Here is a 23133-nt window from a genome sequence, read left to right as displayed (position 1 = left end):
CCTGGCGCGGCCCCGCGCAAGCCCGCTTCGTTCCTTGCCGCCGCTGCGGCTGTTCATCGGCCTGCAGCGGGATCGATTACCGTCCCTGGGAACTCTGCTGGATCGGTATTGCAGCCTGTCCCCCCACCAACCTCGGGATGAGGCTGTTGGGTGGGTCGAGCCGTATGATCAATCCAACAGTTCTGAAGGAGATGACGGCCGGGATCAACGCGGCCGGTCAGCATCGCGAGGGCTCGGACCAGCGCCCGGATCACCGGCGGCCTTGGCCTTCAACATCTGGGCCGCGCGCGTGTAGCCCCCGTCCTCCCCGTCGATGAAATGCACGTGGTTGCTCTCGCTCGGCACCGGCGTGATGCAAGTGGTGAGCGCGGCCCCCTGCCGGTGGAGGCCGAAGCGCACCAGCCCCGCCGTCTCGGCCGCATTCAGGCGGGCCTCGATCGCGTCCGCCGTGCGGGCATCGCAGTCGAGCGTCATGCGCAGGCCGTCGTCGTATTTCTGGAAATCCGCGTTCTCGACGAGTTCGCGCAGGTAGCGGCCGGGCGAGAAGTGTCCGACCGGGATGTGAAGGCGGAACAGCAGATGGGCGGCAAGCGTGCGCAGGAGGAGGGAGAACCGGCGCCAGCCCGGCGGCGGATCGCCCGCCTTCACCTCGTGGGCGAGGCCGGCGGGCGGCCAGCGCAGGGGCGGCCCGCCCTCCGGCAGCGGGCGGCCCATGGCGGGCGCGGCGGCGACGATCCGCAGCACGTCGGCGATGACCGCCCGCACGGCCCCCGGATCGGCCCCTTCCACTCCCACCACGATCACGGAGAGGATCAGGCCGTAGCGGGCGCGGGCCGGCGAGAACCGGCAGGTCAGGCCGGTCAGGTCCGGGCGGGCGCCCTCGCGGGGCGGCACCGCGTAGAGGCCGCGCTTCAGGGCGCGCTCCGCGAAGGCGATGCCGCCGCCGGCCATCATCGCGTAGGCGACGTGCGGCGACGGGGCGTAGCGCGCCACGCGCAGGTCGCGGCCGGCCTCCCGGATCGCCGAGACCGGGATCAGCGCGGCGCGCAGCCTCAGGTCCATCTCGGCGCGCACCCAGGCCACCGTCGCGGCGAGCGCTTCGCGCGCCCGCTTGACCTCGCCGGGGGCGAGGAGGAGGCTCGCCCCGTCGCCGCCGAAGACGAAGGGGATGTCCGCGCCCCCGAGCGCGTTGCGGACCGCCGCGATCGCCGCCGCGCCTGCGAAGTTCACCGCCTTGTAGCGGCCGGCCGCGATGGCGGCGGTCGAATCGACCACGTCCGTCATCGCCACCCACCACGCGTCCGGCACCGGCCGGTAGGCCGTCTCGTCGAGCACGCGCTGGAAATCGGTGATCGGCGCGATGGCGGCGTACCGGAATCCGGGCTCGCCGGCTCGCTCGGCCCTCGCGATCGCCTCCGCCGTCATGGCGGACCCTCCTGCTGCCCTCATCCCGCCTGCCTATCACGAGAGGGACCGCCCGCACGACACGCCGTGCCCGGCGGACGACCGCCGGGACCGTCCCGGGCCGCCCACTTCGGCGGTGACGGCGCAGTCCCGATCTGCAACCATGAATGCGGATCGTCCGATGCGGGTTTCTCCATGCCGATGCAGGTCGCACCCATCCTGTCCGCGTTCGCCTTCGTCGCCGGTTGCGCCGTGCTCCGGCTCCTGCGCCAGCATGCCCGCGCCCTCACGCCGCTTCTCGCCGCGGTCGCTCTCGCCCTCTTCGCCGGGGTGCTGCTCGTGGTTTCACTGAGAGCCGCGCAAACCGACGCGCGGGCCCTGCCGGCCCTGCCGGCCCTCACGCCGGACGGGGAGCCGTAGCCGCAACCTCCCGCCAGACCCGCACCCGGATCGACTGGCTGCGCCCGCGCAGGGCGAGGTCCCGGCTGTCCCCGAAGCCGTCGAGGCCGAGGCCGGCCATGTCAGCCTCGGCGACGCAGCCTTCCGACGCCACGATGCTGCCGCCGAGTTCCCGGGTCGCCTGCTGCAGGCGGCTCGCGACGTTCACGACGTCGCCGATCACCGTGAACTCGACCCGCTGCTGCGCCCCGACCGTCCCGACCACCACCGGCCCGCAATGCAGGCCGATCGACAGGGCGATCCGCGGCTCGCCCGCCGCCTCGCGCTCGGCGTTCCAGCGGGTCATCTCCTCCTGAAGCGCGAGCGCGCAGGCGAGCGCGGTGCTCGAAGCGCCCGGCTCGTCGCTCAGGCAGCCGAAGGTCGCCATGAAGCCGTCGCCCAGGAACTTGTCCAGGGTGCCGCCATGCGCGAAGACGATGCGGCAGCTGCGCTCGCGAAAGGCCTTGAGGAGCGCCAGGACCGCCTCCGGCCGGAGGCGCTCGGCCAAGCTCGTGAAGCCGACGAGATCGGCGAAGAGCACGGCGACCACCCGCTCGCGCGGCGCGCCGAAGCCGGAATGCGCGGTGGCGGTCAGCGCATCCGCCACGTCCGGCGACACGTAGCGGGCGAGGTCCGCGCGCACCACGTCGCCGTGCACCTGGGCGAGCAGGGTCGCCCGGGCGCGCGCCACCGCGCAGGCGATCAGCCCGGTGAGCAGCGCCGTCAGCACCATCTGGGTCCACCACGACGACAGGCCGACGTAGCGCGGATCGTAGACCACCCGCAGCGCCGCTTCGTCCGTGAGGGAGCCGACCTGCGCGAGGACGTCGCGATAGCGCACCGTGTCGGGCAGGCAGTAGACCGTGACGACCGCCGTGGACCACGCCCCCATGACGGCGCCGCCGGCCCAGATCACCGCCAGCGGCGAGTAGGACAGGCTCGCCTCCCCGAGCAGCAGCAGGAGGTAGAGGTATTCGGTCGAGCGCAGGCGGGTCTGGATCGGCCAGTCGACGCCGAGAGCGGCGGGCGGCGGCAGGACAACGACGAGCGTAACCAGGGCCGCGTCGAGGAGGACGAAGGCGAGCTTGATCGCCAGCGCCTGCCGGTGATGGCGCAGCCGGAACGGAATCCAGCCCAGGCCGAAGAACAGGGCCGCGAAGGCGAGATAGTAGAGGTCGCGCGGGCTCGGGACCAGGAACAGCAGCCAGAGCGCCACCACGCCGATGGCGACCTGGCGGGCGCGGAACGCGAAGGCGAGGCCCGCCTCCTCCTGCGCGCGCAGCACGCGCCGCATGCGGCCCGAAGCGTCGACCGCGCGCAGGGTCCCGAGCTCCGCCAGAAGCCGTCCGATCGAAACCTGTGCCGTCACGGGGGAGCTTCCACCCGGAGGCAGGATGAACGCGGGTGCTGCACCGGAACCTCCCCGCCGCCTGAGCATCATGCACCGCGACGGTCCCCCGTCGGCGGCGATGATGCAGAAACGAGACGCTCGACGGAATGGCCCCGTGCCATTCCGCTGTAGCGCGACCGCCTATGCGGAGGGAGGTGGCGCGGAGTTCCGCGGCGTCCAGACCGGCGCGCCGCGTCGGTCACGCATCAGTGAAGCGTCGGCAGGGCCGAGCTGAAGGGAACGCGCAGCAACTCTTCGTCCTCTTCGTCGCCCACGCAGACGAACCAGTCGGAGAAGTCTTCGTGCCCGTAGGCCGTCTCCATGATGGAGCGGGCCACCGCCAGCGCGCGGTCGCGGGCTTCGGTGAGGTCGGTCACCTCCGCTCCGCGATAGTCGAGGAGCAGCTCGCCGGTGTGACCGCAGTGGAAATACAAGTGGGTCATGACTCGATCCGCTATCGAACGCGGGGCCAGTATCCGGCAAGCCGGCCTCCGGTTCTGTGAGCTTCGTCACATGATGGTGGATCAAGTCTGAACGATGGCTGTCTGACGCGGTGCGACGTCTGTTCCCGTGATGGCGTTGCCTTGCGGCCACGCTTGTCAACCGGGGAATGCCTTGCGCCACAGCCGCTCGATGAAGCGAGCGGTCTGCTCCAGGGGGATCTTGAGCGCGGGCCAGTCCTCGCTGAGGAGCGCGAGGCCGAGCGGCAGCATCCACAGGCCGAGCACGGGCAGGATCGACAGGAATCCGCCGACGATGAGCAGGATCGCAGCGGGGATGCGGATCCAGCGCCGCGACGGGTCCCGCAGCCACGCGAGCCAGCGCCGCCCGCGCTCGGGCAGACGTCCGGTCCAATGGTCGACGCGGGCATCCCAGGCTTCTGCGGTCGGGTTCACGCGAGGCACCTCCTTCGTTGCCGGCATCAACGCCCCATCGCCGGATCGGCTCCTGCCTCGCAGCGTCTTGCGTCGCAGCATCTTGCTCCCCGCCGTTGTCCGGCCTAGGTGCTGCGCGATGGAGAGCGGCGGACAAGCAGCAAGCGGCCCGGCCTCGCCGGACGCCCTGACGGTGCGCGTCGTGCCGCGGATCGCCGAGATCCCCGCGGCGGACTGGGATCGCTGCGCCCTCTCGCCGGAATCGCTGGCGGGAACCGGCGAGACCCATAACCCCTTCGTCACCCACGCCTTCCTGTCGGCCCTCGAGGAGGCGGGCTGCGTCTCCGGCCGGACCGGCTGGCTGCCGCTGCACGTCGCGGTGGAGCGCGCCGGCCGCCTCGTCGGCGTGGCGCCCTGCTATCTCAAGTCCCACTCGCAGGGCGAGTACGTGTTCGATCACGGCTGGGCGGACGCCTATGACCGCGCCGGGGGCGAGTACTATCCGAAACTCCAGGTCAGCGTGCCCTTCACGCCCGTGACGGGGCCGCGCCTGCTGATCGCGCCCGGGGAGCCGGTGGCGGAAGCCTGCGCCGCCCTCCTCGCCGGGCTGCGCGCCCTGCGCCAGGAGACCAAGGCCTCCTCGATCCACATCACCTTCATGCCGGAGCCGCAGTGGACGGCGGCCGGCCAGGTCGGCTTCCTGAAACGCACCGACCAGCAGTTCCACTGGGACAACCGGGGCTACGCGGATTTCGACGCATTCCTCGGGGCGCTGGCCTCCCGCAAGCGCAAGGCCCTGAAGCGCGAACGCCGCGATGCGCTCGCGAACGGCATCACGATCGAGTGGGTGACCGGTTCCGACCTGACGGAGGCGCATTGGGACGCCTTCTTCCGCTTCTACATGGATACCGGCTCGCGCAAATGGGGCCGGCCCTATCTCAACCGCCGCTTCTTCTCGCTCCTCGGCGAGCGCATGCCGGAGCGCGTGCTCCTCGTCATGGCGCGGCGGGAGGACCGCTACGTGGCGGGCGCGATCAACCTGATCGGCGACGCGGCGCTCTACGGGCGCAACTGGGGCTGCATCGAGGACCACCCGTTCCTGCATTTCGAGGTCTGCTACTATCAGGCGATCGACTTCGCGATCGCGCGGGGCCTCGCCCGGGTCGAGGCCGGGGCGCAGGGCGAGCACAAGCTCACCCGCGGCTACCGACCGGTGATGATGCATTCCGCCCACGACATCGCCGATCCCGGCCTGCGCGCGGCCATCGCCGACTACCTGCGCCGCGAGACCGGCTACGTGCGCGAGGCCCTGCGCGACTATGCGGCCTGCACACCCTACCGGCAGGACGGCGGAGACACGCGAGCCGCCGCCTCGGATGAGGGCGAGGACCCGATCGGCTAGCCCGCAGGTGGGGAGCGGGACGACCGCGGCGCGAGCCTCGGCCGACTGGATCACCCCAAACGCGGAAAACTGGCCGTTTCCAGCACGCCAGTGTCCCGGCATCTGTCCCGGCGTCGCGGCGGGTCCCGCTGCGAGCGGGCCGCCACCCGTGGCGGCCCTGCCCATCCCGCCGTGAACCTGCCGGTATCGTCCTCATGCCCGATCTGACCCACCTCGCCCTGTACGCCGCCGCAGCGTTCTTGCTCGCCGTCACACCCGGCCCGGGCCTCTTCTACGTCGCGGCGCGCACGCTCGCAGGCGGGCGCGCGGAGGGTGTGGCCTCCAGCGTCGGCACCGGATTGGGCGGCATGGCCCACGTCCTCGCGGGCAGCCTCGGCGTGTCCGCCATCGTGCTCGCGAGCGCGGAACTCTTCACCGCGCTGAAGCTGGTCGGGGCGGCCACCCTCGTCTGGATCGGGCTGCGCACCATCCTGTCCGCGCGCCGGGAGGCGTCGGTGGCCTTGAAGACCGGGCCGGCGACGCCGCCGGTCGGGCCGCAACGGGCGTTCCGCGAAGGCATCCTGGTCGAGGCGCTGAACCCCAAGACGGCCGCGTTCTTCCTCGCCTTCGTTCCGCAATTCGTGAACCCGGCCGAGGGCCGCATCGCGCTGCAATTCGTGGTGCTCGGCTTCGTGTCGGTCGCGCTCAACACCCTGGCCGACATCGCCGTCGCCCTCTTGGCGAGCAGCATCCGGGATGGCGCAGCAGCCCACCCCGCCCTGATCCGCCGCCTGCGCGAAGGGTCGGGTGCCGCGATGGTCGCGCTCGGCCTCGGCCTGGCGCTGGTGCGGCGTCCCGCGACCTGAAAGCCTGGCAGGCCACATGATGCAAAGCACCGCCGTCGCCGAGCATAGCGGGCCACAAGCTGCATCAAGACGCCAAAGAACCCCGCCAAACGTCTAGCGGGGTTGGAAACTTTGTAGCGGAGGAGGGACTCGAACCCCCAACGCAAGGATGGTGATTCCACGTGCCAGGGGTTTTCGGCCCCCTCCTGCCCGGATCGGCGCGCCGGCACGCGGCGATATCCCGTCGCGCCGCGCCTCGTCGCGGGTCACCCAACGGCACTGATGGACGAACTCCACCTTCAGCGTGTGGAAGAAGCTCTCCATCGGCGCATCGTCCAGGCAATTGCCGCGCCGGCCCATCGAGGCCTTCAGGCCCGCTGCATCGAGGTGCCGCCGGTCCTCTCCTGACGCGGAGTGGCAGCCGCGGTCGGTGTGTTGGATCAGCCGAGGCGACCGGCGAGGCGGGCGGTGCTGCCGGACCGGCCCTCCGCGAGCGGAACGCCTCGCCGTTGAGGACGGCGCGCCAAGTGCGCAACATCGAGGGCTGGATGCCAAGTTCGGCCGCGACCGGCATCTGCGGCCGCCCGCCGCTCTCCAGGAGAGCCACCGCCTCCCGCTTGAACTCGCGGGTGAACTCCCGCCGTGTCTTCCTCGCCCCTCGGGAGCGTATCAGAGGCGTCCACCACCTCGAGGGAGAATCAAGCTTTCTCTCAAAGACACTAGACGACCGGTCTATTCAGCGCTATGTCAGCGTTATGGCACAGGCGAGCGGCAACACCGACACCCGGCAAGGCATCCTCGACACCGCCCATAGGATCGTGGGCGCCAAGGGGTTCTCCGGCGTCGGCCTCAACGAGATCCTGGCCGCGGCCGGTGTGCCGAAGGGCTCGTTCTACCACTACTTCGGTTCGAAGGAGGCCTTCGGCGAGGCACTGCTGGAGAACTACTTCCAGGATTACCTTGCCGACATCGACGCCACCCTTGCCCAGCCTGGCCTCAGCCATGCCGAACGCCTGATGAATTACTGGCGCAAGTGGCAGGCGACGCAGGGCAGCATCGACTACCAGCGCAAGTGCCTCGCCGTGAAGCTCGCGGCGGAGGTCTCGGACCTGTCTGAACCGATGCGCCTCGCGCTCAAGAGCGGCACGGCGGGTATCATCGACCGGGTGACGGGCGCCATCGAGGCGGGCGTGGCCGAGGGCTCGCTGAAGGTCGACGGCGAGCCGCGTGCGACGGCCGAGATGCTCTATCACGTGTGGCTCGGTGCGAGCCTCATGGCGAAGATCGTCCGCACCGACGCGCCGTTCGAGGCCGCTATGGCCACGACACGGCGCACCCTGAACCCACGACCGGCCTGACATCGCGACGCTGCAGGCCCGATCCGGCGCGCCGCCGTTCAAGACGACCAGTCTACTCAATTCCGTTAACGAGGAGAGTGTCCATGACCATTCAACCGGCGCACACCATCATGCCCTACCTCCTGCTCGCCGAACTCGGAGCCGCCCTGTTCGGTGGCTCCGCCGTCTCGGCCGAAGAGCGCATCACCCTGGAGGTTATCGGCGCCGTCCGCATGGCCGGTTCCGAGGAGATGCCTGCCGCTAACGGGGCACCCCGGCGGGCCAAGGCGACGCCGGCCCGCGACATTGCTGCCGAGCGTGCCGATGCCGGGATGTCGGCTCCCCGCAACTGACCGCCAGCGAACGTAGCCGCGGCTGTTCGCGCCGCCGTCCCAGCGATCCACGCCACCCCCTGGCGACGGAGAACGACGATGAAGATCCTGATGGTGCTGACCTCCCACGACCAACTCGGCGACACCGGCCGGAAGACGGGCTTCTGGCTGGAGGAGCTCGCCGCCCCCTACTACGTGTTCAAGGATGCCGGCGCGGAGGTCGTCCTGGCCTCACCGAAAGGTGGCCAGCCCCCGGTCGACCCGAAGAGCAACGAGCCGGACTTCCAGACGGACCAGACCCGCCGCTTCGAGGCCGATACCGAAGCCAACGCGGCCCTTTCGTCCACGGTCCGGCTCGATGACGTGACCCACGAGGGCTTCGATGCCGTGTTCTACCCCGGCGGGCACGGGCCGCTGTGGGACTTGGCGGAAGACCTCGCTTCGGTCCGGCTGATCGAGGCGACACTCGCGGCCGGCAAGCCGGTCACGCTCGTCTGCCACGCCCCCGGCGTGCTGCGCCATGCCAAGACGCCTGACGGGAAGCCGCTCGTCGAGGGTAAGGACGTCACCGGCTTCACCAACACCGAGGAGGAGGCGGTCGGCCTGACCCAGGTGGTGCCCTTCCTCGTCGAGGACGAGCTCAAGCGGAACGGCGGCAGGTTCACCAAGTCCGGCGACTGGCAGCCGTACGTGGTCGCCGACGGCCTGCTGATCACCGGCCAGAACCCGGCCTCCTCCGGACCCGCCGCCGAGCGTCTCCTCGAACGGCTCGCGAACGGCTGAGAGCTGGGAGCGATGCCGCCCGCTGCCTCCGGCCACCGCCTGGCCGCAGGCGAAAAACGCCCTTCGGAGGCGACGGATGCGCGGCCGCACCGAGAGGGGCGACCGCGCATCGGACCGCCCCGCCTCCAAGAGGCTCCCCCTGCGTAGGACCAGGGCACGCGTCGACGAAAGTCCGGCGGTGCCGAGGTTCCGGAACTCACGCGGGCAGCTTCATCTCAACCGATAGGGGCACGCCCATGTCCGACGCCCTGGAGACATTCAGAGGACTGCAAGAGGTCTACGAGTTTCCCGCGCGTTCCGGCACCATCCAGACGCTGGCGCCTCGCGTGAAGCTTTTCTGGTCGACGGAGAGGATCGAGAGGACGCCGGCGCTGCCGGACCAGAGCATCGTCATCTTGATCAGCGGCCGGAAGACGGCGCATCTCGATGGTGCGCGGATCGAGTACGACCGGGACAACTACCTCGTCGTCAGCGTGCCGGTCCCATTCGCGTGCGCGAGCGATGCCACCGAGCGGAACCCCTTGCTAGGAGTGTCCATCGACATCGACCTCCCCGCCCTGAACCGGTTCGCGAACATACCTGGCGCGGTACAGCCCCAGGCGCCGGAGGAGCCGACGTTCCTCCCGCCCGGCCTTCAACCGGCACCGGTCGACGGCGGGCTGTCGGATGCCACCCGACGTCTCGTTCGCGCCCTTCGCTCACCGAGCGACACGCTGGCGCTCGGCACCTCCATCGCCGACGAGATCGTGTACCGGGCACTGACGGGTGCGCACGGGGCCACGCTCCTGGCCCTGACGAGACCATCGAGCCAGCACGCGCGCATCGCCCGCGCGATCTCGGAGATCCACCGCGATCCCGCGCGAGCGCTCTCCTTGGATGAGCTTGCCGCTGTCGCCGGGATGAGCGTCAGAAGCTTTCATCGGGCGTTCAAGGCGGCGACCTGCAAGACGCCGCTGCAATACATCAAGATCGTTCGCCTGAGCATGGCGATGAACTTGCTGCAGGGCGGAGCGCGCGAGGTCGGTGCCGTCGCGCGACATGTCGGCTACGAGAGCGGCTCGCAGTTCAGCCGCGAGTTCAAGCGGCATTTCCGGATGACGCCGGCAGCGGTCAAGGTTCGTCGGCAATCCTGAGGTGCCTTGCCTGGGGTGCCTTGCCCTCGCGCGCCCACGAACCGGCGCATTTGGCAGGATCCAGCGTGCATTTGGCAGGAACGGGCAAACCAGCATCGTGGCGTCGACTATAGTGACGCTTGGACGGTTCGAGATGCACTGTCGCGTGTGTCCCCCTAATCATCGGCCCGCGTTTGGAGACGCAAGGTGATTTCGTTCTCAGTCAACACCGTCGACGTCGAGGTCGACGCGCCCGACGACACGCCCCTTCTCTGGGTCCTGCGGGATCGGCTCGGCCTGACCGGCACCAAGTTCGGGTGCGGCGTCGCCCAGTGCGGGGCCTGCACGGTTCACGTCGATGGCCAGGCGCGGCGCTCCTGCGTCACCCCGGTGTCGAGCGTCGCCGGGTCAGCCGTCACGACCATCGAGGGCCTGGCCGCGACGGCGGGCGACGGCCGCGACCTCCACCCGCTCCAGGCTGCCTGGATCGAGGCCCAGGCCCCGCAATGCGGGTACTGCCAGTCGGGTCAGCTCATGCAGGCCGCGGCCCTCCTCGGTGAGAACCCCGATCCTTCCGACGACGACATCCGGAACGGCATGGCCGCGAACCTCTGTCGCTGCATGGCGTATGTCCGCATCAAGAAGGCGATCAAGCTGGCCGTCCAGGCCCGGAACGGGGGGCGGCAATGAGCGCGGTCGACGTCACGCGACGGTGGTTCCTCGCGTCCCTCGGCCGCGCTGCCGTCGCGACGGGCTTCATGCCGCCGGGCGCGAAGGCCGGCCCCTTGTTCGGCGGCGGTACGTCCGGCGGCTACAGCCCGACGCTCTGGTACGAGGTCGGCGGTGACGGGCGCATCCTGGTCCACGTCACCCGGGCGGAGATGGGCCAGCACATCGGCACCGCGCTGGCGCGCGTCGTCGCCGAGGAACTTGAGGCGAAGTGGGACCACGTCGAGGTCGTGCACGTCGACACGGACCCGAAGTGGGGCGTCATGGTCACCGGCGGCTCTTGGTCCGTGCACAAAAGCTTCGACCAGCTGAGCCGCGCCGGGGCCGCCGGCCGCATCGCGCTTCTGGAAGCGGGCGCGAGGATGCTCGGGGCGCCCGCGAAGGACTGTATCGCCCGCGACAGCGAGATCCGGCACGGCACGCGGACGGTCAGCTATGCCGACATCGTCTCCTCCGGCCGGGTCAGCCGCCAGTTCACGGAGGAGGAGCTCAAGGCGATAGCCCTGAAGCCGGCATCGGAACGCCGGTTCCTCAACCGCGACACCGTCGCCCGCGACGTGCCTTCGAAGGTGAACGGCAGCGCCGTCTACGGCATCGACCGGACGGTCGACGGCATGGTGTTCGCGCGGCCCATCCTGCCGCCGACCCGGTACGGGAACAGCATCCTGAGCTGGGACGACGCGGACGCTCGTAAGCTTCCCGGCTACCTCCGGACGGTCGAGATCGTCGATCCGACGAGGACCTGCGAAGGGTGGCTCGTCGCCGTGGCGGAGACGTGGCCCGTCGCGGCGAAGGCCGCCGACCTCATCGAGGTCAGGTACCGGTCCGAAGGCGGCGCTGCGAGCGATGAGCAGATGCTCGCCGAAGGCCAGCGCCTCGTGGCGGCGGAGAGCCCGGGAGGGATCTTCTTTCAGGAGGGTGACCCGCTCAAGCGCATCGCCGAAGCCCGCGAGGTTCACGAGGGCGTCTATCGCACGCACACCGCGCTGCACATGCCGCTGGAGCCGCTCAACGCCCTGGCCTGGCAGGACGGGAAGACATGGCGCGTGCACGCCGGCAACCAGTGGCAGTCGATCACGCTGCCGCTGGTGGCCAGGGCGCTCGGAATCGACCAGGCCGACCTCGTATTCGAGACCTCCTACCTCGGCGGCGGGTTCGGCCGCCGGTTGTACTGCGAGTACATCGTCCCGGCCGCGCTCGCCGCGAAGGCGATGGGCCGTCCGGTCAAACTCGTCTTCGCCCGCTCGGATGACACCAAGTTCGACCAGCCGCGCTCGCCCACCGTGCAGAGGGTTCGCTCCGTGACCGACGGCAGGGGCGCGCTTCTCGCCTACGACCACGCCTGCGCCTCGGGCTGGCCGACCGACTCGATCTCCCCGGAGTTCTTGGCGCCGAGCGCGGACGGTCACGGGAAGGTCGACCCGTTCGCCATCAACGGCGCGGATCATTGGTACGACACGGCGACTCAACGAATCCGGGCGATCCGCAACGACCTCGTGCACACCACGATGCTACCCGGTTACCTGCGGTCGGTGGCGCCCGGGTACACCACCTGGGCGGTCGAGACGCACATCGACGAACTCGCCCACAAGCTCGGTCGTGATCCTGCCGAGTACCGGCTCGCGCTCCTCGGCGCGAAGGGCCGCAACGGGGGCGCCGCCCCGCACGCCGTTGACGGGGCCAATCGGCTCCGCGCCGTCCTGAAGCGCGTCCTGGCCAAGTCCGGCTGGTCCGGCCGGGAGGCGCTGCCGTCCGGCAAGGGCATGGGGCTCGCGCTCGGCACCGGGCAGGAGCGCGAGATGCCGACCTGGATCGCCACCGTGGCGCAGGTGTCCGTGGACGCCTCCAGCGGGGCGATCACGGTCGAGAAGCTGACATCGGTGCTCGATGCCGGCACGCTCGCCCATCCGGATGGCGCGCTCGCGCAGGTCGAAGGAAGCATGCTCTGGGGCCTGTCGCTCGCCCTGTTCGAGGGCACGGCATACGAGAAGGGGCTGCCGCGGGACCTCAACCTCGACACCTACACCCCGGTGCGCATGACGGACGTGCCCGAACTCGACATCGAGTTCCTGCGCAACGACCACATGCCGGTCGGCCTGGGCGAGCCCGGCGTCATCTCCATCGCCCCGGCCATCGGGAACGCGGTCTTCGCGGCCGTCGGGGCCCGCGTCCGTGACCTCCCCATCCGTCCCGAGGCGGTGCGCGCCGCGATGGGAGCCTGACCATGCGCATCGTGATCCTGACGGCGGCCGCGGCCCTGTCCGCGACCGTGGCCCTCGCGGCCGGCGCCGAGTTGCGCCGCCCGGAAGCCTTCGATGCGGTACAGGACAGGACCGAACGATCCGTCGCCCTGTTCAACGAGATGGCGAAGGTCATCACGCACCCGCGTTGCATGAACTGCCATCCCGCCGACAACATCCCCCGGCAGGGCGACGACCGGCGGCTTCACCACCCCCCGATGGTCCGCGGCAGCGAGGCCAGCTTCGGCCCGTCCGGCCTGCACTGCACTTCCTGCCACGGGTCCGAGAACCTGCCGGCCCTCGGCCACGACAGGGACATACCCGGACACGCCCCTTGGCAGCTTGCTCCGGCCAGCATGGCCTGGATGGGGCTGTCGGTCGCCGAGATCTGCGTGCAGCTCAAGGACCCGGAGCGGAACGGCGGTCGCTCGCTGGCGGACATCCATGAGCATCACGCCACCGACGGCCTGGTCGGCTGGGGCTGGCATCCCGGCAAGGGCCGGGAGCCGGTCCCCGGGACGCAGAAGATCTTCGGCGACCTGACGCAGGCGTGGATCGATACGGGGGCCGCCTGCCCGAAGTAGCGCCCTGGACCATGACCGTTCCCGCCCCGTGCGCATCGCCTGTTCCGGCAGGAGGAAGCAGGGTGGGCCCGGCGCGTCGGCCAGCCCGTCGAGGCCGCTTCGCCGGCATCCGGCGAGGAGGAGCGGTGCCTCGGGTCACCCTGGTCGGAACCCGGCGCTCGGTGTTCGTCGGCTCCGAGGTTTCGGTGCCGGACGGTGCGATGCGGTCTCGAAGGAGAACGGATGCGGTGGTCCGTTCGACCGGAGACCATCGGCCGCCGGAGGTCTTCACGACGAGGTCATGACCCTTCAGGTCGTCGACGGAACCAAGCGCACCGACCCGGTCGAGGTAGCGGGGTGAGGCGTACGGGGCGCAGGCCACACCCCCGAGCCTGCGGGCCGACAACTCCGGGTCCGCCAGCGCGCCGAGACGAATAGCGACGTCGATGCCCTCGTGTACGACGTCGACGGGACGGTTCCTGTACACCGCGTCCACGGAAACCGTGGGCCAAGCCGAGAGAAAGGCGGCGATCCAGCCGTCGACCCGTGTGGTCCCGAACTCGTGCGTCGCCGTGATCTCGAGGCACCCGTTGGGTTCCTGGCGCTGCTGCGCGACGGCCGCGGCGAGGATCGAGGCCGCGCATTGGACGTAGTCCCGTCCGACCTTCGTCACGCTCAACCGCCGGGTCGACCTATTCAGGAGCCGTGCGCCGAGCTTCTCCTCACATCGCCGTTGTGGTCGCCTTCCTCGCCTCCGACGAGGCCCGCAGGGTCACCGCCCAGGTGTTTGAGGCGAGCGGCGGGTATAGGCTCCGATTCCGGCAGGGCGCCATCTGCTCCCCTTCCGGTGATGCGGAGACAGTGGCGTCGCGCGTGCTCGAACCGGTTCGCCGGTGAGCCAGCGCTCTGTTCGATGGGTGCGCGTGTCAGGACGGAACGCATGGCTTGGCGGCGTGCACCTTGGCCGACGGTGCGATCCGTTTCGCTCCCGCCCCATAGCGCAGTGGCGGCGTGGTATCAGGCCGCCGACCTCGCGGATGCCTTCGCGGTGATGCTGGAAGGGCTAGGTCCAAACGATGTGGCGAGCCTTGCCGAGCGCGCGCTCCGGAATCCGGCGCCTTGGGTCTCGACCGCGCTGGCGGTCCGTGACCTCGCGGTGCGGCCCTTCGGCGTGCTCACGTCGGGTGAGATGCGAAGCCGACTGGAGCGCGGCGGTCGGGACCGGGTCGGCTTCTTTCCCGTCCTCTCCCGGTCGGCACGGGAGATCGTGCTCGGCGAGGACGACCGCCACCTCGACTTCCGCCTGTCGCTCCTCCTGGACACGCGCGACGATGGTCAGGAGATCCTCACGGCCACCAGCGTGGTCCGCTGCCATACCCTTTTCGGCCGTGCCTATCTCGCAGCCATCCATCCTGGACACGTGCTCGTCGTCCGGTCCGCCTTAGCAAGGGCCGGGAGGCGTTGAGCGGTATGCTTGGCTGTCGCCGTTGACGGCGGCCCCGGCTTCAATCCCATCCATGTGCAGAAGTGGCGTCCGCCCTTGCGATGAGGGACGGTCACCCGCTCGTGGTCGAACAAGTCGTCAGGCGCGCGCGAAAGGTCTCCCTGGCAGGCAGCGTGCGCAGGTGAGCATCGGTCGCCGCTTTCTGCGCCGCGACCAGTCGGCGACCTCCGGATCCGACCGGGCGTCGTTCTCCAGCCCGCGGTGGGGATCGGCGAGCGACCGGCCGAAATGCTGCTCGACGACGCCGACGCGCCGCGTCTCTGGATGGAGCAACGACACTTTCCGTCTGCACGGATCGCTCGCGGCGGCGCGGCCGTCCGAGCGATCGGGCCCGCATCGTCCTACGCGAAATCGAGGTGCGCGGCGCCGAACTTCGTGACCGGCTCGAAGGCATGCGACAGCTGCGAACCGGACCGCCGCCCGCCCAGGATCAGACCCTCAAGGTCGTGAGGCCAAGCCGGCGTGCCGGAGCTGGCTGGGGCGCCGGTCGCGCGGAGGACGTTCGCCGCAAGGTCCGGAACGATGCTCCAGGCCACGGTCGCCCCCACTTCGACGAGGGCCAGGGCTACACGTGTTGCCGAAGCTGCCCGAGCCCGATCCACCCTCACGGACGACCAGGGCGCGGTCTCCTGGACGTAGGCGTTCGCCCGCGCCCACAGGCCTCGCGTCTCCGCCGCCGCCCGCCGGAACTCCCGCGCCTCGTGATGCGCACGGATGGCGGCGACCCGGTCCTTCACCTCGGCTGTCAGGACCCGCGCGGCTTCACCCGGCTCGCCGCCCTCAGGGACGCGCCCGTCGAAGGCCGTCCGCGCGAAGCGGGTCACGCGCTGCACGAGGTTGCCGAAGACGTCGGCCAGGTCCTTGTTCACCTCCGCCGCGAAGCGCGCCGCCTGAAAGTCCACGTCCGCGCGCTCGGGCGCGTTCGCGATCAGCCACCAGCGCCAGAGGTCGGCGGGCAACGCGTCGAGAGCCGCGTCGAGGAACACGCCCCGACCCCGGCTCGTCGAGAACTTGCCGCCCTCGTGGGTCAGCCAGTGAAAGCCCTTGATCACGTCCACCGTGCGCCAGGGCTCGCCCGAGCCGATCAGCGTCGCCGGGAAGCCGACCGTGTGGAAGGGGACGTTGTCCTTGCCGAGGAACTGGACGTAGGTCGTCTCGCGCGCTGCCTCGCCCCACCACCATGCCCGCCAGTCGCGGCCCGGTCCGGCGGCGGCCCAGTCCTGGGTCGTACCGATATAGGCGATGGGGGCGTCGAACCAGACGTAGAACACCTTGCCCTCGAAGCCTGGCCTCGGTACCGGCACGCCCCAGGCGAGGTCGCGGGTGATGCAGCGGTCCTTGAGGTCGGCGGTCAGCCAGCTTCGCGCGAGGGATGCGACGAAGGGCGGCCAGCCCGAGCGCGCATCGAGCCAGTCGCTCAAGCGATCCCGGAGCGCCGCTTGCCGCAGGAAGAGGTGGCGACTCTCGCGCACCTCCAGCCGCGTCTCGCCCGACAGCGCCGAGCGCGGCGCGATCAGGTCGACGGGATCGAGCAGGTTGCCGCAGGCGTCGCACTGGTCGCCCCGCGCGCCGCCGTCGCCGCAATGCGGGCAGGTTCCGAGCACGTAGCGGTCGGGCAGGTAGCGCCCGTCCGTCAGCGACCAGACCTGCGGCACGAGCCGCTCGTCGATCAGCCCGGCCGCATCGAGGCGGCGGTAGAAGTGCTGGGTCAGGGCGTGGTTGGCGGGCGAGGACGAGCGGCCGAAATGGTCGAAGCTCAGCCCGAAACGACGATAGATGTCGGCCTGCCGGGCGTGCTGGGCGTCACAGAAGGCCTGCGGATCGAGCCCGGCCTGGGCAGCCGCGATCTCGGTCGGGGTGCCGTGCTCGTCGGTGGCGCAGACGAACAGCACTTCGCTGCCGATCTGGCGGTGGAAGCGGGCGTGCACGTCGGCGGGCAGGAGCGAGCCGACGAGGTTGCCCAGATGCTTGATGCCGTTGACGTAGGGAAGAGCGCTGGTGATCAGGATGCGGCGGGGGTTCGAGAATGGCATGAGGATGCGTCCCGTGCGGAGAGGGTGGACGCGCCGAACCCATGAACGAAAAGCCCTCCCGCACGGCACGGAAGGGCTGGGGTTCGGCGCTCTCGCCTGTCGCGCACTGGTTGCGCGTCACCCTCTCCGGCCGGACCTCGTGCGGTCGGGCCGGGTCATTCGCTGGGTGTGGGCGAGGACCGGACGCATGATGATAGGCTAGTCTGTTGCCGGAGCGGGATCAAGGCAAGGCATCCTCGACGACCTCCGTTCGGAGCCGCGCCGAAACCTCAGGCCCACCGCAGCGCACGACGGCGTCTCCGGACGATGCCAATTCAGCGCTGCTCATTCCGGCAGCGGGATATGCTCGTCCCGGTCGCCAGCCGGTCGGTCGAAGCGTCCCTCGCCCCAATTCCGCGCGCCATTCGGCCTTTGCCGCCTCGATGCGCTCCTTGGAGGACGCGACGAAGTTCCACCAGATGTAGCGTGGCCCCGCGAGCGTCGCCCCGCCGAGGATCATCAGGCGCGCGCCCTGGTCACCCGCGGCGACAGTGATCCTGTCGCCCGGGCGGAAGACCATCATCCGGGACGCCCCGTAATGACGCTTCGTGTATCCGGCAGCCGCGCGGCGCGGGTAGTCGCGCGGGGCGTGGAACCGTGTCGCGGGATGCGGAACGCCTGCCGTCAGGCGCCGGGCCCGCGCACCGCGGCGTCCAGGCCCCAAAGCTCCGGCGCGCTCGCGAAGTGCTCGATCAGCAACTCGGTCAGCTCCCGCACCTTGCGTGAGGCATGGGGGCCGGGTGGCCGAACGACGTAGGCCGCCGCCGGGGGCGGCGGGTGACGCGTCATGACCCGCACGAGCCTGCCCGACGTGACGTAGGCGTAGGTGATGCAGTCGGGAAGCCAGGCGATGCCGAGGCCTGCCGCGGCCGCGGCCGCGAGGGCGACGCCATTGTCGGCCTTGAAACGGCCCTGCGGACGGAACGTCCTGACCCCGTCGCCGTCCGTGTACTGCCAGGTCTCGGTCCCCTGCATGAGCGCCTGATGGCCGGCGAGGTCCTCGGGCGTCTCCGGCGAGCCGTGCGCCCTGACGTAGTCCGGGCTCGCGACGAAGCTCCCGTGAATCGGCCCCACACGCCGCGCGATCAGGTTGGAATCGGCGAGGTACCCGACGCGGATCGCGCAATCGAAACCCTCGGCGATGAGGTCGACGAAGCGGTCGCCGTAGGCCGCATGGACGTGGAGCAGCGGGTGGCGCCGGGCCATCTCCGCGACCACGGGCGCGAAGTGGGTCGGGCCGAACGTCAGCGGCACGGCCACGCGCAGGCGGCCCCGGAGGTCACCGCCGGGTGACACCGTTTCCCGGGCGAGGTCGACCTCGGCGCAGACCCGCGCCGCATGATCCCGGAACGTCGTCCCGGCCTCCGTCAGCGAGGCGCCGTGCGTGTTGCGGGCGAGGAGCTGGACACCGAGGTCGGCCTCCAGCCGCATGAGCCTGCGACTGACGATGGACTTCGACACGCCGAGGCGGCGCGCGGCGGCCGAGACACCTCCGGTGTCGGCGACCTCGACGAAGGTGCGCAGGTCTTCGATCTCCAACTTTCCGTTCCTCGTTTCGCGACACGGTGTAGCTGAACGCCAGCCTACCGCGCGAATATCGGAACTGCCACTGTTCGTCCCGTCGACGCCGCGGTCGATGCCCGGCGCGCCGCAGACCCGCACCAACGGAGGTTGAACTCGGACATGGCTCTTCGGAACGGACTTGGCTCTCTTCTTCGCCCCGAGGACTCGGTCGTCGTCCTGATCGACCACCAGCCCTACCAGCTCGCGAACCTGAACAGCCACGATCCGCACATGGTCGTGAACAACACGACCGGCTTGGCGAAGTCGGCGAGGGTGTTCGGTGTGCCCACCATCCTGACCAGCGTCATCGCGGAGCGCGGCGGCGTCATCTTCCCGCAGGTCACCGACGTGTTCCCGGGCCAGGAGGTGATCGACCGGACGTTCATCAACACCTGGGAGGACGCGAAGGCCGTGGACGCCGTCAAGGCCACGGGCCGCAAGCAGCTGATCATCGCCGGGCTGTGGACCGAGATCTGCGTCGCGATGCCGGCGATCCAGGCCGCGGGCGAGGGCTGGGACGTGACGGTCATCACCGACGCCTCCGGCGGCACTTCGGTCGAAGCCCACGAGGTCGCCATCCAGCGCATGGTCCGGGCCGGCGTGAACGTGATGACCTGGCTGGCGCTCGCGGCCGAATGGCAGCGCGACTGGGCCCGGCTGGATACCGCGGTCGGCCTCACCGAGGTGCTCAAGCAGCACGCAGCCGGCAGCGGCATCGCCTACCTCTGGGAGCAGCAACTCCTCAACACGCCGGTTCCGGCGGCCAGGTGATCTGGCCCGCGGACGCGCGTCCTTCGACAACGGAGAGAGCATGATGAGCGACCTGAAGGGCAGGCGCGCGCTGGTGACCGGGGGATCGCGCGGCATCGGCGCGGGCATCGCGGAGACCCTGGTCAAGGCCGGGGCCAACGTCGCTATCACCTACGAGAAGTCTGCCACCCGGGCCGGGGAGGTGGTGGCGAGGATCGAGCGTCTCGGCGGCCGCGGCTTCGCGATCCAGGCGGACAGCGCCGACCCCGCGGCCGTCCAGCGTTCCGTGGACGAGGCGGCCGAGCGGCTCGGCGGCCTCGACATCCTGGTCAACAACGCCGGCATCGGCCGGGCCGGGCCGGTCGCCGAGATCCCGCTCGCCGACATCGACGCGCTGTTGAACGTCAACGTGCGGGCGGTCGTCCTGGCCTCCCAGGCGGCGTTGGCCCATTTACCCAACGGCGGGCGCATCATCTCGATCGGCTCCACCCTCGCCGAGCGCGTGCCCTTCGGCGGGCTGACGGTCTACGCGATGACGAAGTCGGCCCTCGTGTCCTTCAACAAGGGCCTCGCGCGGGAGCTCGGCCCGCGCGGCATCACGGTCAACTTGGTCCATCCCGGCTCGACCGACACCGACGCCAACCCGGCCACGGGGCCCGACGCGGAGGCGCAGTTGGGCTTCAACGCCCTCGGCCGGTTCGGGAAGCCCGAGGACATCGGCGCGGCGGTCGTGTTCCTCGCCGGCCCCTCGGCTCGGCAGATCACGGGCTCGGCCATCACCGTCGACGGCGGCGCCAACGCCTGAGCCTGCACCAAGCACCCTCGGTTCGGCGGGTCCGCCGTCGAGGTTGGCCGCCGAGCGTCGCGCTTCGAAGGAGAAGATCGGTGCCCGACACCCAGGCCCCGCCGGCGGAGGAGCCGGATTACGACAAGCTGCTGCGCACCAACCTGGAGCGCGTCTTCAACGAGCGCGACGCCGGCAAGCGGAAAGCGGCCCTGGACGAACTCTTCGTGGCCGATCCCGTCATGTACGAGCCGACCGATGTCGTGCGGGGGCGAGCCGCCATCGCCGCCGTCGCCGGCAAGCTCTTGGACCAGTTCGGGCCCACCTTCCGGTTCACCCCGATCGGCGTGGCTGTCGGGCACCACGGCTTGGGTTCCCTGCGGTGGAGGGCCGGTCCGGAGGGCGGACCGGTCGCGGTCACTGGAACGGACGTTGCCGAGGTCGTCGATGGCAGGATCGCGCGCCTCTGGGTGCTACTCGACCCGTCGGCCGGTTGAGACCGCCACCTTGCGAATTCACGGTTTCCGCGTTCGTCGCCAAATGGCTCGTGCCACGGCCTGCCGACTTCCGTGCCGCGCATCCCGGTCGCGACCTGCGACTGCACGCGTCCGACAACCGGCGGGCTGCCCTGTCGTCCGGCAAATCGGGCTCTACGCCGGCAAGAGGCCCGAGGCGCGGTAGCTCTCGATCAGGTCGTCAAACGCGGAGATGTCCGAGCGGCTCCTGGCGAAGAGCTGGGCTCCGGATACCGCGGCGAAGATGGCCCGCGCCCGCGCCGCGCCGTCCTCGGGCCTCACCGCTCCCGCCATGACCAGCACCTTGGCGAGCCAGGCGATGTTGACGTCGGCGAAGCCCTGGGCCTCCCTCTGCACGACCTCCGGAAGATCGGCGTACTCCGCCGACATGAAGCTGCAGAGGCAGAGCCTGTTTCCGTCCTCAAGCGACCGGCGGAAGGTGTTCGGGTAGAGCTGCAGGCAGCGGACCGGGTCGCCGGTCTCGACCAGCATCGCGTCGAGTTCGGCCGCCGTGTCCTCCCAGTAGCGCCTCGCCACGGCTGCGCCGAGGTCCGCCTTGCTGGCGAAGTGGTGGTAGATGCTCGCCGCCTTGATGCCGACGTCGGCCGCGAGGTCGCGGTAGCTCAGCCCGCCGTAGCCGTGCGCCTGCGCGGTCTTCCTGGCGGCGGCCAGGATCGACTCCCTCGCGTTCGAACTCACCTCAGCCTCCCCCCGGCATCACCGAACCTACCAACCGTTAGTTAGGGGTTGACGGGCCAAAAATCCAGTCCTAGCTCTGACCTGCCTAACGACAGGTAGGGAAGCAGCCATGACCCAGGACATCATCGTCTCGGACGCCACCCGACTGGCCGAGCTGATCCGAACGAAACAGCTCTCCCCCGTCGAGGTCGTGCGGGCGCACCTCGACCGGATCGACGCCGTCGACCCCGAGGTCAATGCTATCGTCACGGTCGCCGAAGGGGCGCTCGTCGCCGCGAGGGACGCCGAGGCGGCGGTCATGGCAGGCGGGGATCTCGGACCCCTGCACGGCGTGCCGTTCACCGCGAAGGACAGCATCGACACCGCCGGCGTGCTCACCCAGCGCGGCTCGCCCATCTTCAAGGGCCGGGTGCCCGACACCGATGCCACAAGCGTGGCGCGCCTGAAGAAGGCCGGCGGCATCCTGCTCGCCAAGACCAACCTCCCCGAGTTCTCTTACTGGATCGAGAGCGACAACCTGCTCTCCGGCCGCTCGAACAACCCCTGGGATCTGACCCGCACCCCGGGCGGTTCGAGCGGCGGCGAGTCCGCGGCCATCGCGGCGGGCATGTCGCCGCTGGGCCTCGGCACCGACCTCGCCATCTCGGTGCGCGGTCCGGCAGCCCAGACCGGCATCGTCGCGCTGAAGGCCACCCACGGGCGCGTGCCGATGACCGGTATCTGGCCGCGCGCGCCGCGCCGCTTCTGGCATGTCGGCCCGATGGCGCGCTCGATCCGCGACCTCGCGCTCGCCTTCTCGCAGCTCTCCGGTCCCGACGGCGAGGATGCCTTCGCCAGCAGCACCGTCCCGTTCGATGCCGGCGTCGGCTCGGACCGCGAACTCCGCGTCGGCTGGATGGTCGGGCCGGGCTTCGGGCCCATCGACACCGAGGTCGCGGCGACCGTGCGGGCAGCGGCCGAAGCCTTCAGGGGCGAGGGCCACCACGTGGAGGAGGTGCGCATCCCGGCGCTGGAGCGCGACTTCGCCCTCGACGTGTTCAACAAGCTCCACGTCATGGAGATGAAGCCGGCCTTCCGGGAGGCGACCGCTGGCCGTCCCGAGCACGCGCTCTACAAGATGGCCCGGACCATGCTGTCGCTGCCGGACACATCGATGGAGGACTACGTCGCGGCCGAGCAGGCGGCGGAGCGGCTCCGAGACGGGTACGCGGCCTACTTCCGGGCCTTCGACGTCCTCCTGACCCCCGTGCTGCCGGTCCCGGCGCACAAGCACGGCATCAGCGAACTCTTCATCAACGGCGAGACGGTCGACCTGACCTACCTCCAGGGCGCGACCGTGCCCCTCAACGTGACCGGCCTGCCGGGCCTGTCGATGCGCTTCGGGACGAGCCGCGAGGGCTTGCCGATCAACGTGCAACTGGTGGGCAGCTGGCAGGCGGAAACGACGCTCCTGCACGCCGCGTCGGTGCTGGAGGGCGTCAGCCCGGTCCGCGGCCTGCACCCGCACCTCTGAACGGAGCGCACCTGCCGGGGAGCGCTCCGCGGTCCCCGGACCCGGCCGTAAGCTCGGGCCTCCCGCGCCCACTTCATAGGTCAAGGGAGTCGCGACCGGTTACGGCGGACTGCTGACCGCTCCGCCCCGTCTGTCGGGGCCAAGGACATGCATCGACCATGTTCCCGACCGGCCTCCGGCGCTTCCCGGAGCACGACCCGCCGCGGCTGAGGTTCGGCCCTGCCACCGCGGCAGCGACCTGGCTCGCCATCGTCCAAGCGACCGCGCGGGACCTGCCGAACGGCCGCCGAGCACGACGAGCACC

The 23133-nt window shown here is 70.3% G+C and carries 22 protein-coding genes and 3 pseudogenes; 15 read left to right on the top strand and 10 right to left on the bottom strand.

The window, feature by feature from the left end; translation table 11 throughout:
• Positions 1 to 204: 204 nt before the first annotated feature.
• Positions 205 to 1425, bottom strand: coding sequence for a DUF3095 domain-containing protein (locus ACE101_RS19945; protein WP_379133116.1), 1221 nt, complete (start codon positions 1423 to 1425; stop codon positions 205 to 207).
• 174 nt (positions 1426 to 1599) lie between these two features.
• On the opposite strand from ACE101_RS19945, the gene ACE101_RS19940 reads away from it, so the two are divergent.
• Positions 1600 to 1824: a hypothetical protein gene (locus tag ACE101_RS19940; protein ID WP_379133113.1), complete on the top strand. Its 225-nt coding sequence runs from the start codon at positions 1600 to 1602 to the stop codon at positions 1822 to 1824.
• On the opposite strand, the gene ACE101_RS19935 is transcribed toward ACE101_RS19940, so the two are convergent.
• The 3 genes from ACE101_RS19935 to ACE101_RS19925 all read right to left on the bottom strand — a co-directional run bounded on the left by ACE101_RS19935 (position 1802) and on the right by ACE101_RS19925 (position 4128).
• On the bottom strand, positions 1802 to 3211 hold the full coding sequence (locus tag ACE101_RS19935; protein ID WP_379133110.1) for an adenylate/guanylate cyclase domain-containing protein: 1410 nt from the start codon (positions 3209 to 3211) through the stop codon (positions 1802 to 1804). The genes ACE101_RS19940 and ACE101_RS19935 overlap by 23 nt on opposite strands.
• A gap of 227 nt (positions 3212 to 3438) precedes the next feature.
• Complete coding sequence (locus ACE101_RS19930) at positions 3439 to 3675, bottom strand: DUF6894 family protein (protein WP_379133107.1); 237 nt, start codon at positions 3673 to 3675, stop codon at positions 3439 to 3441.
• Positions 3676 to 3831: 156 nt separating this feature from the next.
• Positions 3832 to 4128 (bottom strand): hypothetical protein, encoded by a 297-nt coding sequence (locus ACE101_RS19925; RefSeq protein ID WP_379133105.1) that lies wholly within the window; start codon positions 4126 to 4128, stop codon positions 3832 to 3834.
• A gap of 118 nt (positions 4129 to 4246) precedes the next feature.
• On the opposite strand from ACE101_RS19925, the gene ACE101_RS19920 reads away from it, so the two are divergent.
• Together ACE101_RS19920 and ACE101_RS19915 are read left to right on the top strand one after the other, a co-directional pair.
• Complete coding sequence (locus ACE101_RS19920; RefSeq protein WP_379133102.1) at positions 4247 to 5509, top strand: GNAT family N-acetyltransferase; 1263 nt, start codon at positions 4247 to 4249, stop codon at positions 5507 to 5509.
• A gap of 194 nt (positions 5510 to 5703) precedes the next feature.
• The gene (locus ACE101_RS19915) at positions 5704 to 6354 is read left to right on the top strand and encodes a LysE family translocator (protein ID WP_379133100.1); all 651 of its coding nucleotides are present in this window, start codon (positions 5704 to 5706) and stop codon (positions 6352 to 6354) included.
• A gap of 379 nt (positions 6355 to 6733) precedes the next feature.
• On the opposite strand, the pseudogene ACE101_RS19910 reads toward ACE101_RS19915, so the two are convergent.
• Positions 6734 to 7003: pseudogene (locus ACE101_RS19910) on the bottom strand (transposase); the annotation flags it as partial.
• A gap of 85 nt (positions 7004 to 7088) precedes the next feature.
• On the opposite strand from ACE101_RS19910, the gene ACE101_RS19905 reads away from it, so the two are divergent.
• From ACE101_RS19905 to ACE101_RS19875, 7 genes are all read left to right on the top strand, one after another.
• A complete protein-coding gene (locus tag ACE101_RS19905; RefSeq protein WP_379133097.1) occupies positions 7089 to 7691 on the top strand; it encodes a TetR/AcrR family transcriptional regulator in 603 nt (200 codons plus the stop codon).
• Between the two features lie 83 nt (positions 7692 to 7774).
• Positions 7775 to 8023 (top strand): hypothetical protein, encoded by a 249-nt coding sequence (locus ACE101_RS19900; RefSeq protein ID WP_379133095.1) that lies wholly within the window; start codon positions 7775 to 7777, stop codon positions 8021 to 8023.
• A 78-nt stretch (positions 8024 to 8101) separates the two neighbouring features.
• Positions 8102 to 8785, top strand: coding sequence for a type 1 glutamine amidotransferase domain-containing protein (locus ACE101_RS19895; protein WP_379133093.1), 684 nt, complete (start codon positions 8102 to 8104; stop codon positions 8783 to 8785).
• Positions 8786 to 9021: 236 nt separating this feature from the next.
• Positions 9022 to 9918, top strand: a complete 897-nt coding sequence (locus ACE101_RS19890; RefSeq protein WP_379133090.1) for an AraC family transcriptional regulator — start codon at positions 9022 to 9024, stop codon at positions 9916 to 9918.
• 186 nt (positions 9919 to 10104) lie between these two features.
• A complete protein-coding gene (locus ACE101_RS19885; RefSeq protein WP_379133087.1) occupies positions 10105 to 10587 on the top strand; it encodes a (2Fe-2S)-binding protein in 483 nt (160 codons plus the stop codon).
• Positions 10584 to 12848 carry a xanthine dehydrogenase family protein molybdopterin-binding subunit gene (locus ACE101_RS19880; protein WP_379133084.1) on the top strand — a complete coding sequence of 755 codons (2265 nt, stop codon included), beginning with the start codon at positions 10584 to 10586 and terminating at the stop codon, positions 12846 to 12848. The genes ACE101_RS19885 and ACE101_RS19880 overlap by 4 nt, the downstream gene beginning before the upstream one ends.
• 2 nt (positions 12849 to 12850) lie before the next feature.
• The gene (locus ACE101_RS19875; RefSeq protein ID WP_379133081.1) at positions 12851 to 13450 is read left to right on the top strand and encodes an Isoquinoline 1-oxidoreductase subunit; all 600 of its coding nucleotides are present in this window, start codon (positions 12851 to 12853) and stop codon (positions 13448 to 13450) included.
• Positions 13451 to 13682: 232 nt separating this feature from the next.
• Here ACE101_RS19875 and ACE101_RS19870 read toward each other — a convergent pair.
• A pseudogene (locus tag ACE101_RS19870) lies at positions 13683 to 14102 on the bottom strand (LysR substrate-binding domain-containing protein); the annotation flags it as partial.
• A 330-nt stretch (positions 14103 to 14432) separates the two neighbouring features.
• On the opposite strand from ACE101_RS19870, the gene ACE101_RS19865 reads away from it, so the two are divergent.
• A complete protein-coding gene (locus ACE101_RS19865) occupies positions 14433 to 14894 on the top strand; it encodes a DUF2867 domain-containing protein (protein WP_379133078.1) in 462 nt (153 codons plus the stop codon).
• A gap of 380 nt (positions 14895 to 15274) precedes the next feature.
• On the opposite strand, the gene metG is transcribed toward ACE101_RS19865, so the two are convergent.
• The 3 genes and pseudogenes from metG to ACE101_RS19850 form a co-directional block, all read right to left on the bottom strand.
• On the bottom strand, positions 15275 to 16966 hold the full coding sequence (gene metG / locus ACE101_RS19860) for a methionine--tRNA ligase (RefSeq protein WP_379133076.1): 1692 nt from the start codon (positions 16964 to 16966) through the stop codon (positions 15275 to 15277).
• A 324-nt stretch (positions 16967 to 17290) separates the two neighbouring features.
• A pseudogene (locus ACE101_RS19855) lies at positions 17291 to 17537 on the bottom strand (pirin-like C-terminal cupin domain-containing protein); the annotation flags it as partial.
• Between the two features lie 92 nt (positions 17538 to 17629).
• Positions 17630 to 18544 (bottom strand): LysR family transcriptional regulator, encoded by a 915-nt coding sequence (locus ACE101_RS19850; protein WP_379133073.1) that lies wholly within the window; start codon positions 18542 to 18544, stop codon positions 17630 to 17632.
• A 144-nt stretch (positions 18545 to 18688) separates the two neighbouring features.
• Here ACE101_RS19850 and ACE101_RS19845 point away from each other — a divergent pair, with 144 nt between their 5' ends.
• From ACE101_RS19845 to ACE101_RS19835, 3 genes are all read left to right on the top strand, one after another.
• Positions 18689 to 19339 (top strand): hydrolase, encoded by a 651-nt coding sequence (locus ACE101_RS19845; RefSeq protein WP_379133070.1) that lies wholly within the window; start codon positions 18689 to 18691, stop codon positions 19337 to 19339.
• A gap of 43 nt (positions 19340 to 19382) precedes the next feature.
• Positions 19383 to 20123, top strand: a complete 741-nt coding sequence (locus ACE101_RS19840) for an SDR family NAD(P)-dependent oxidoreductase (RefSeq protein WP_379133067.1) — start codon at positions 19383 to 19385, stop codon at positions 20121 to 20123.
• Between the two features lie 80 nt (positions 20124 to 20203).
• Positions 20204 to 20599 (top strand): nuclear transport factor 2 family protein, encoded by a 396-nt coding sequence (locus ACE101_RS19835; RefSeq protein ID WP_379133065.1) that lies wholly within the window; start codon positions 20204 to 20206, stop codon positions 20597 to 20599.
• 153 nt (positions 20600 to 20752) lie between these two features.
• On the opposite strand, the gene ACE101_RS19830 is transcribed toward ACE101_RS19835, so the two are convergent.
• The gene (locus tag ACE101_RS19830; protein WP_379133063.1) at positions 20753 to 21316 is read right to left on the bottom strand and encodes a TetR/AcrR family transcriptional regulator; all 564 of its coding nucleotides are present in this window, start codon (positions 21314 to 21316) and stop codon (positions 20753 to 20755) included.
• 109 nt (positions 21317 to 21425) lie between these two features.
• Between ACE101_RS19830 and ACE101_RS19825 the strand changes: the two genes are divergently transcribed.
• Positions 21426 to 22829 carry an amidase gene (locus tag ACE101_RS19825; protein WP_379133061.1) on the top strand — a complete coding sequence of 468 codons (1404 nt, stop codon included), beginning with the start codon at positions 21426 to 21428 and terminating at the stop codon, positions 22827 to 22829.
• Positions 22830 to 23133: the final 304 nt, after the last annotated feature.

This window comes from Methylobacterium carpenticola (genome assembly GCF_042748905.1).
GTDB lineage: Bacteria > Pseudomonadota > Alphaproteobacteria > Rhizobiales > Beijerinckiaceae > Methylobacterium > Methylobacterium carpenticola.
This window is presented reverse-complemented; position numbering and strand designations above follow the sequence as displayed.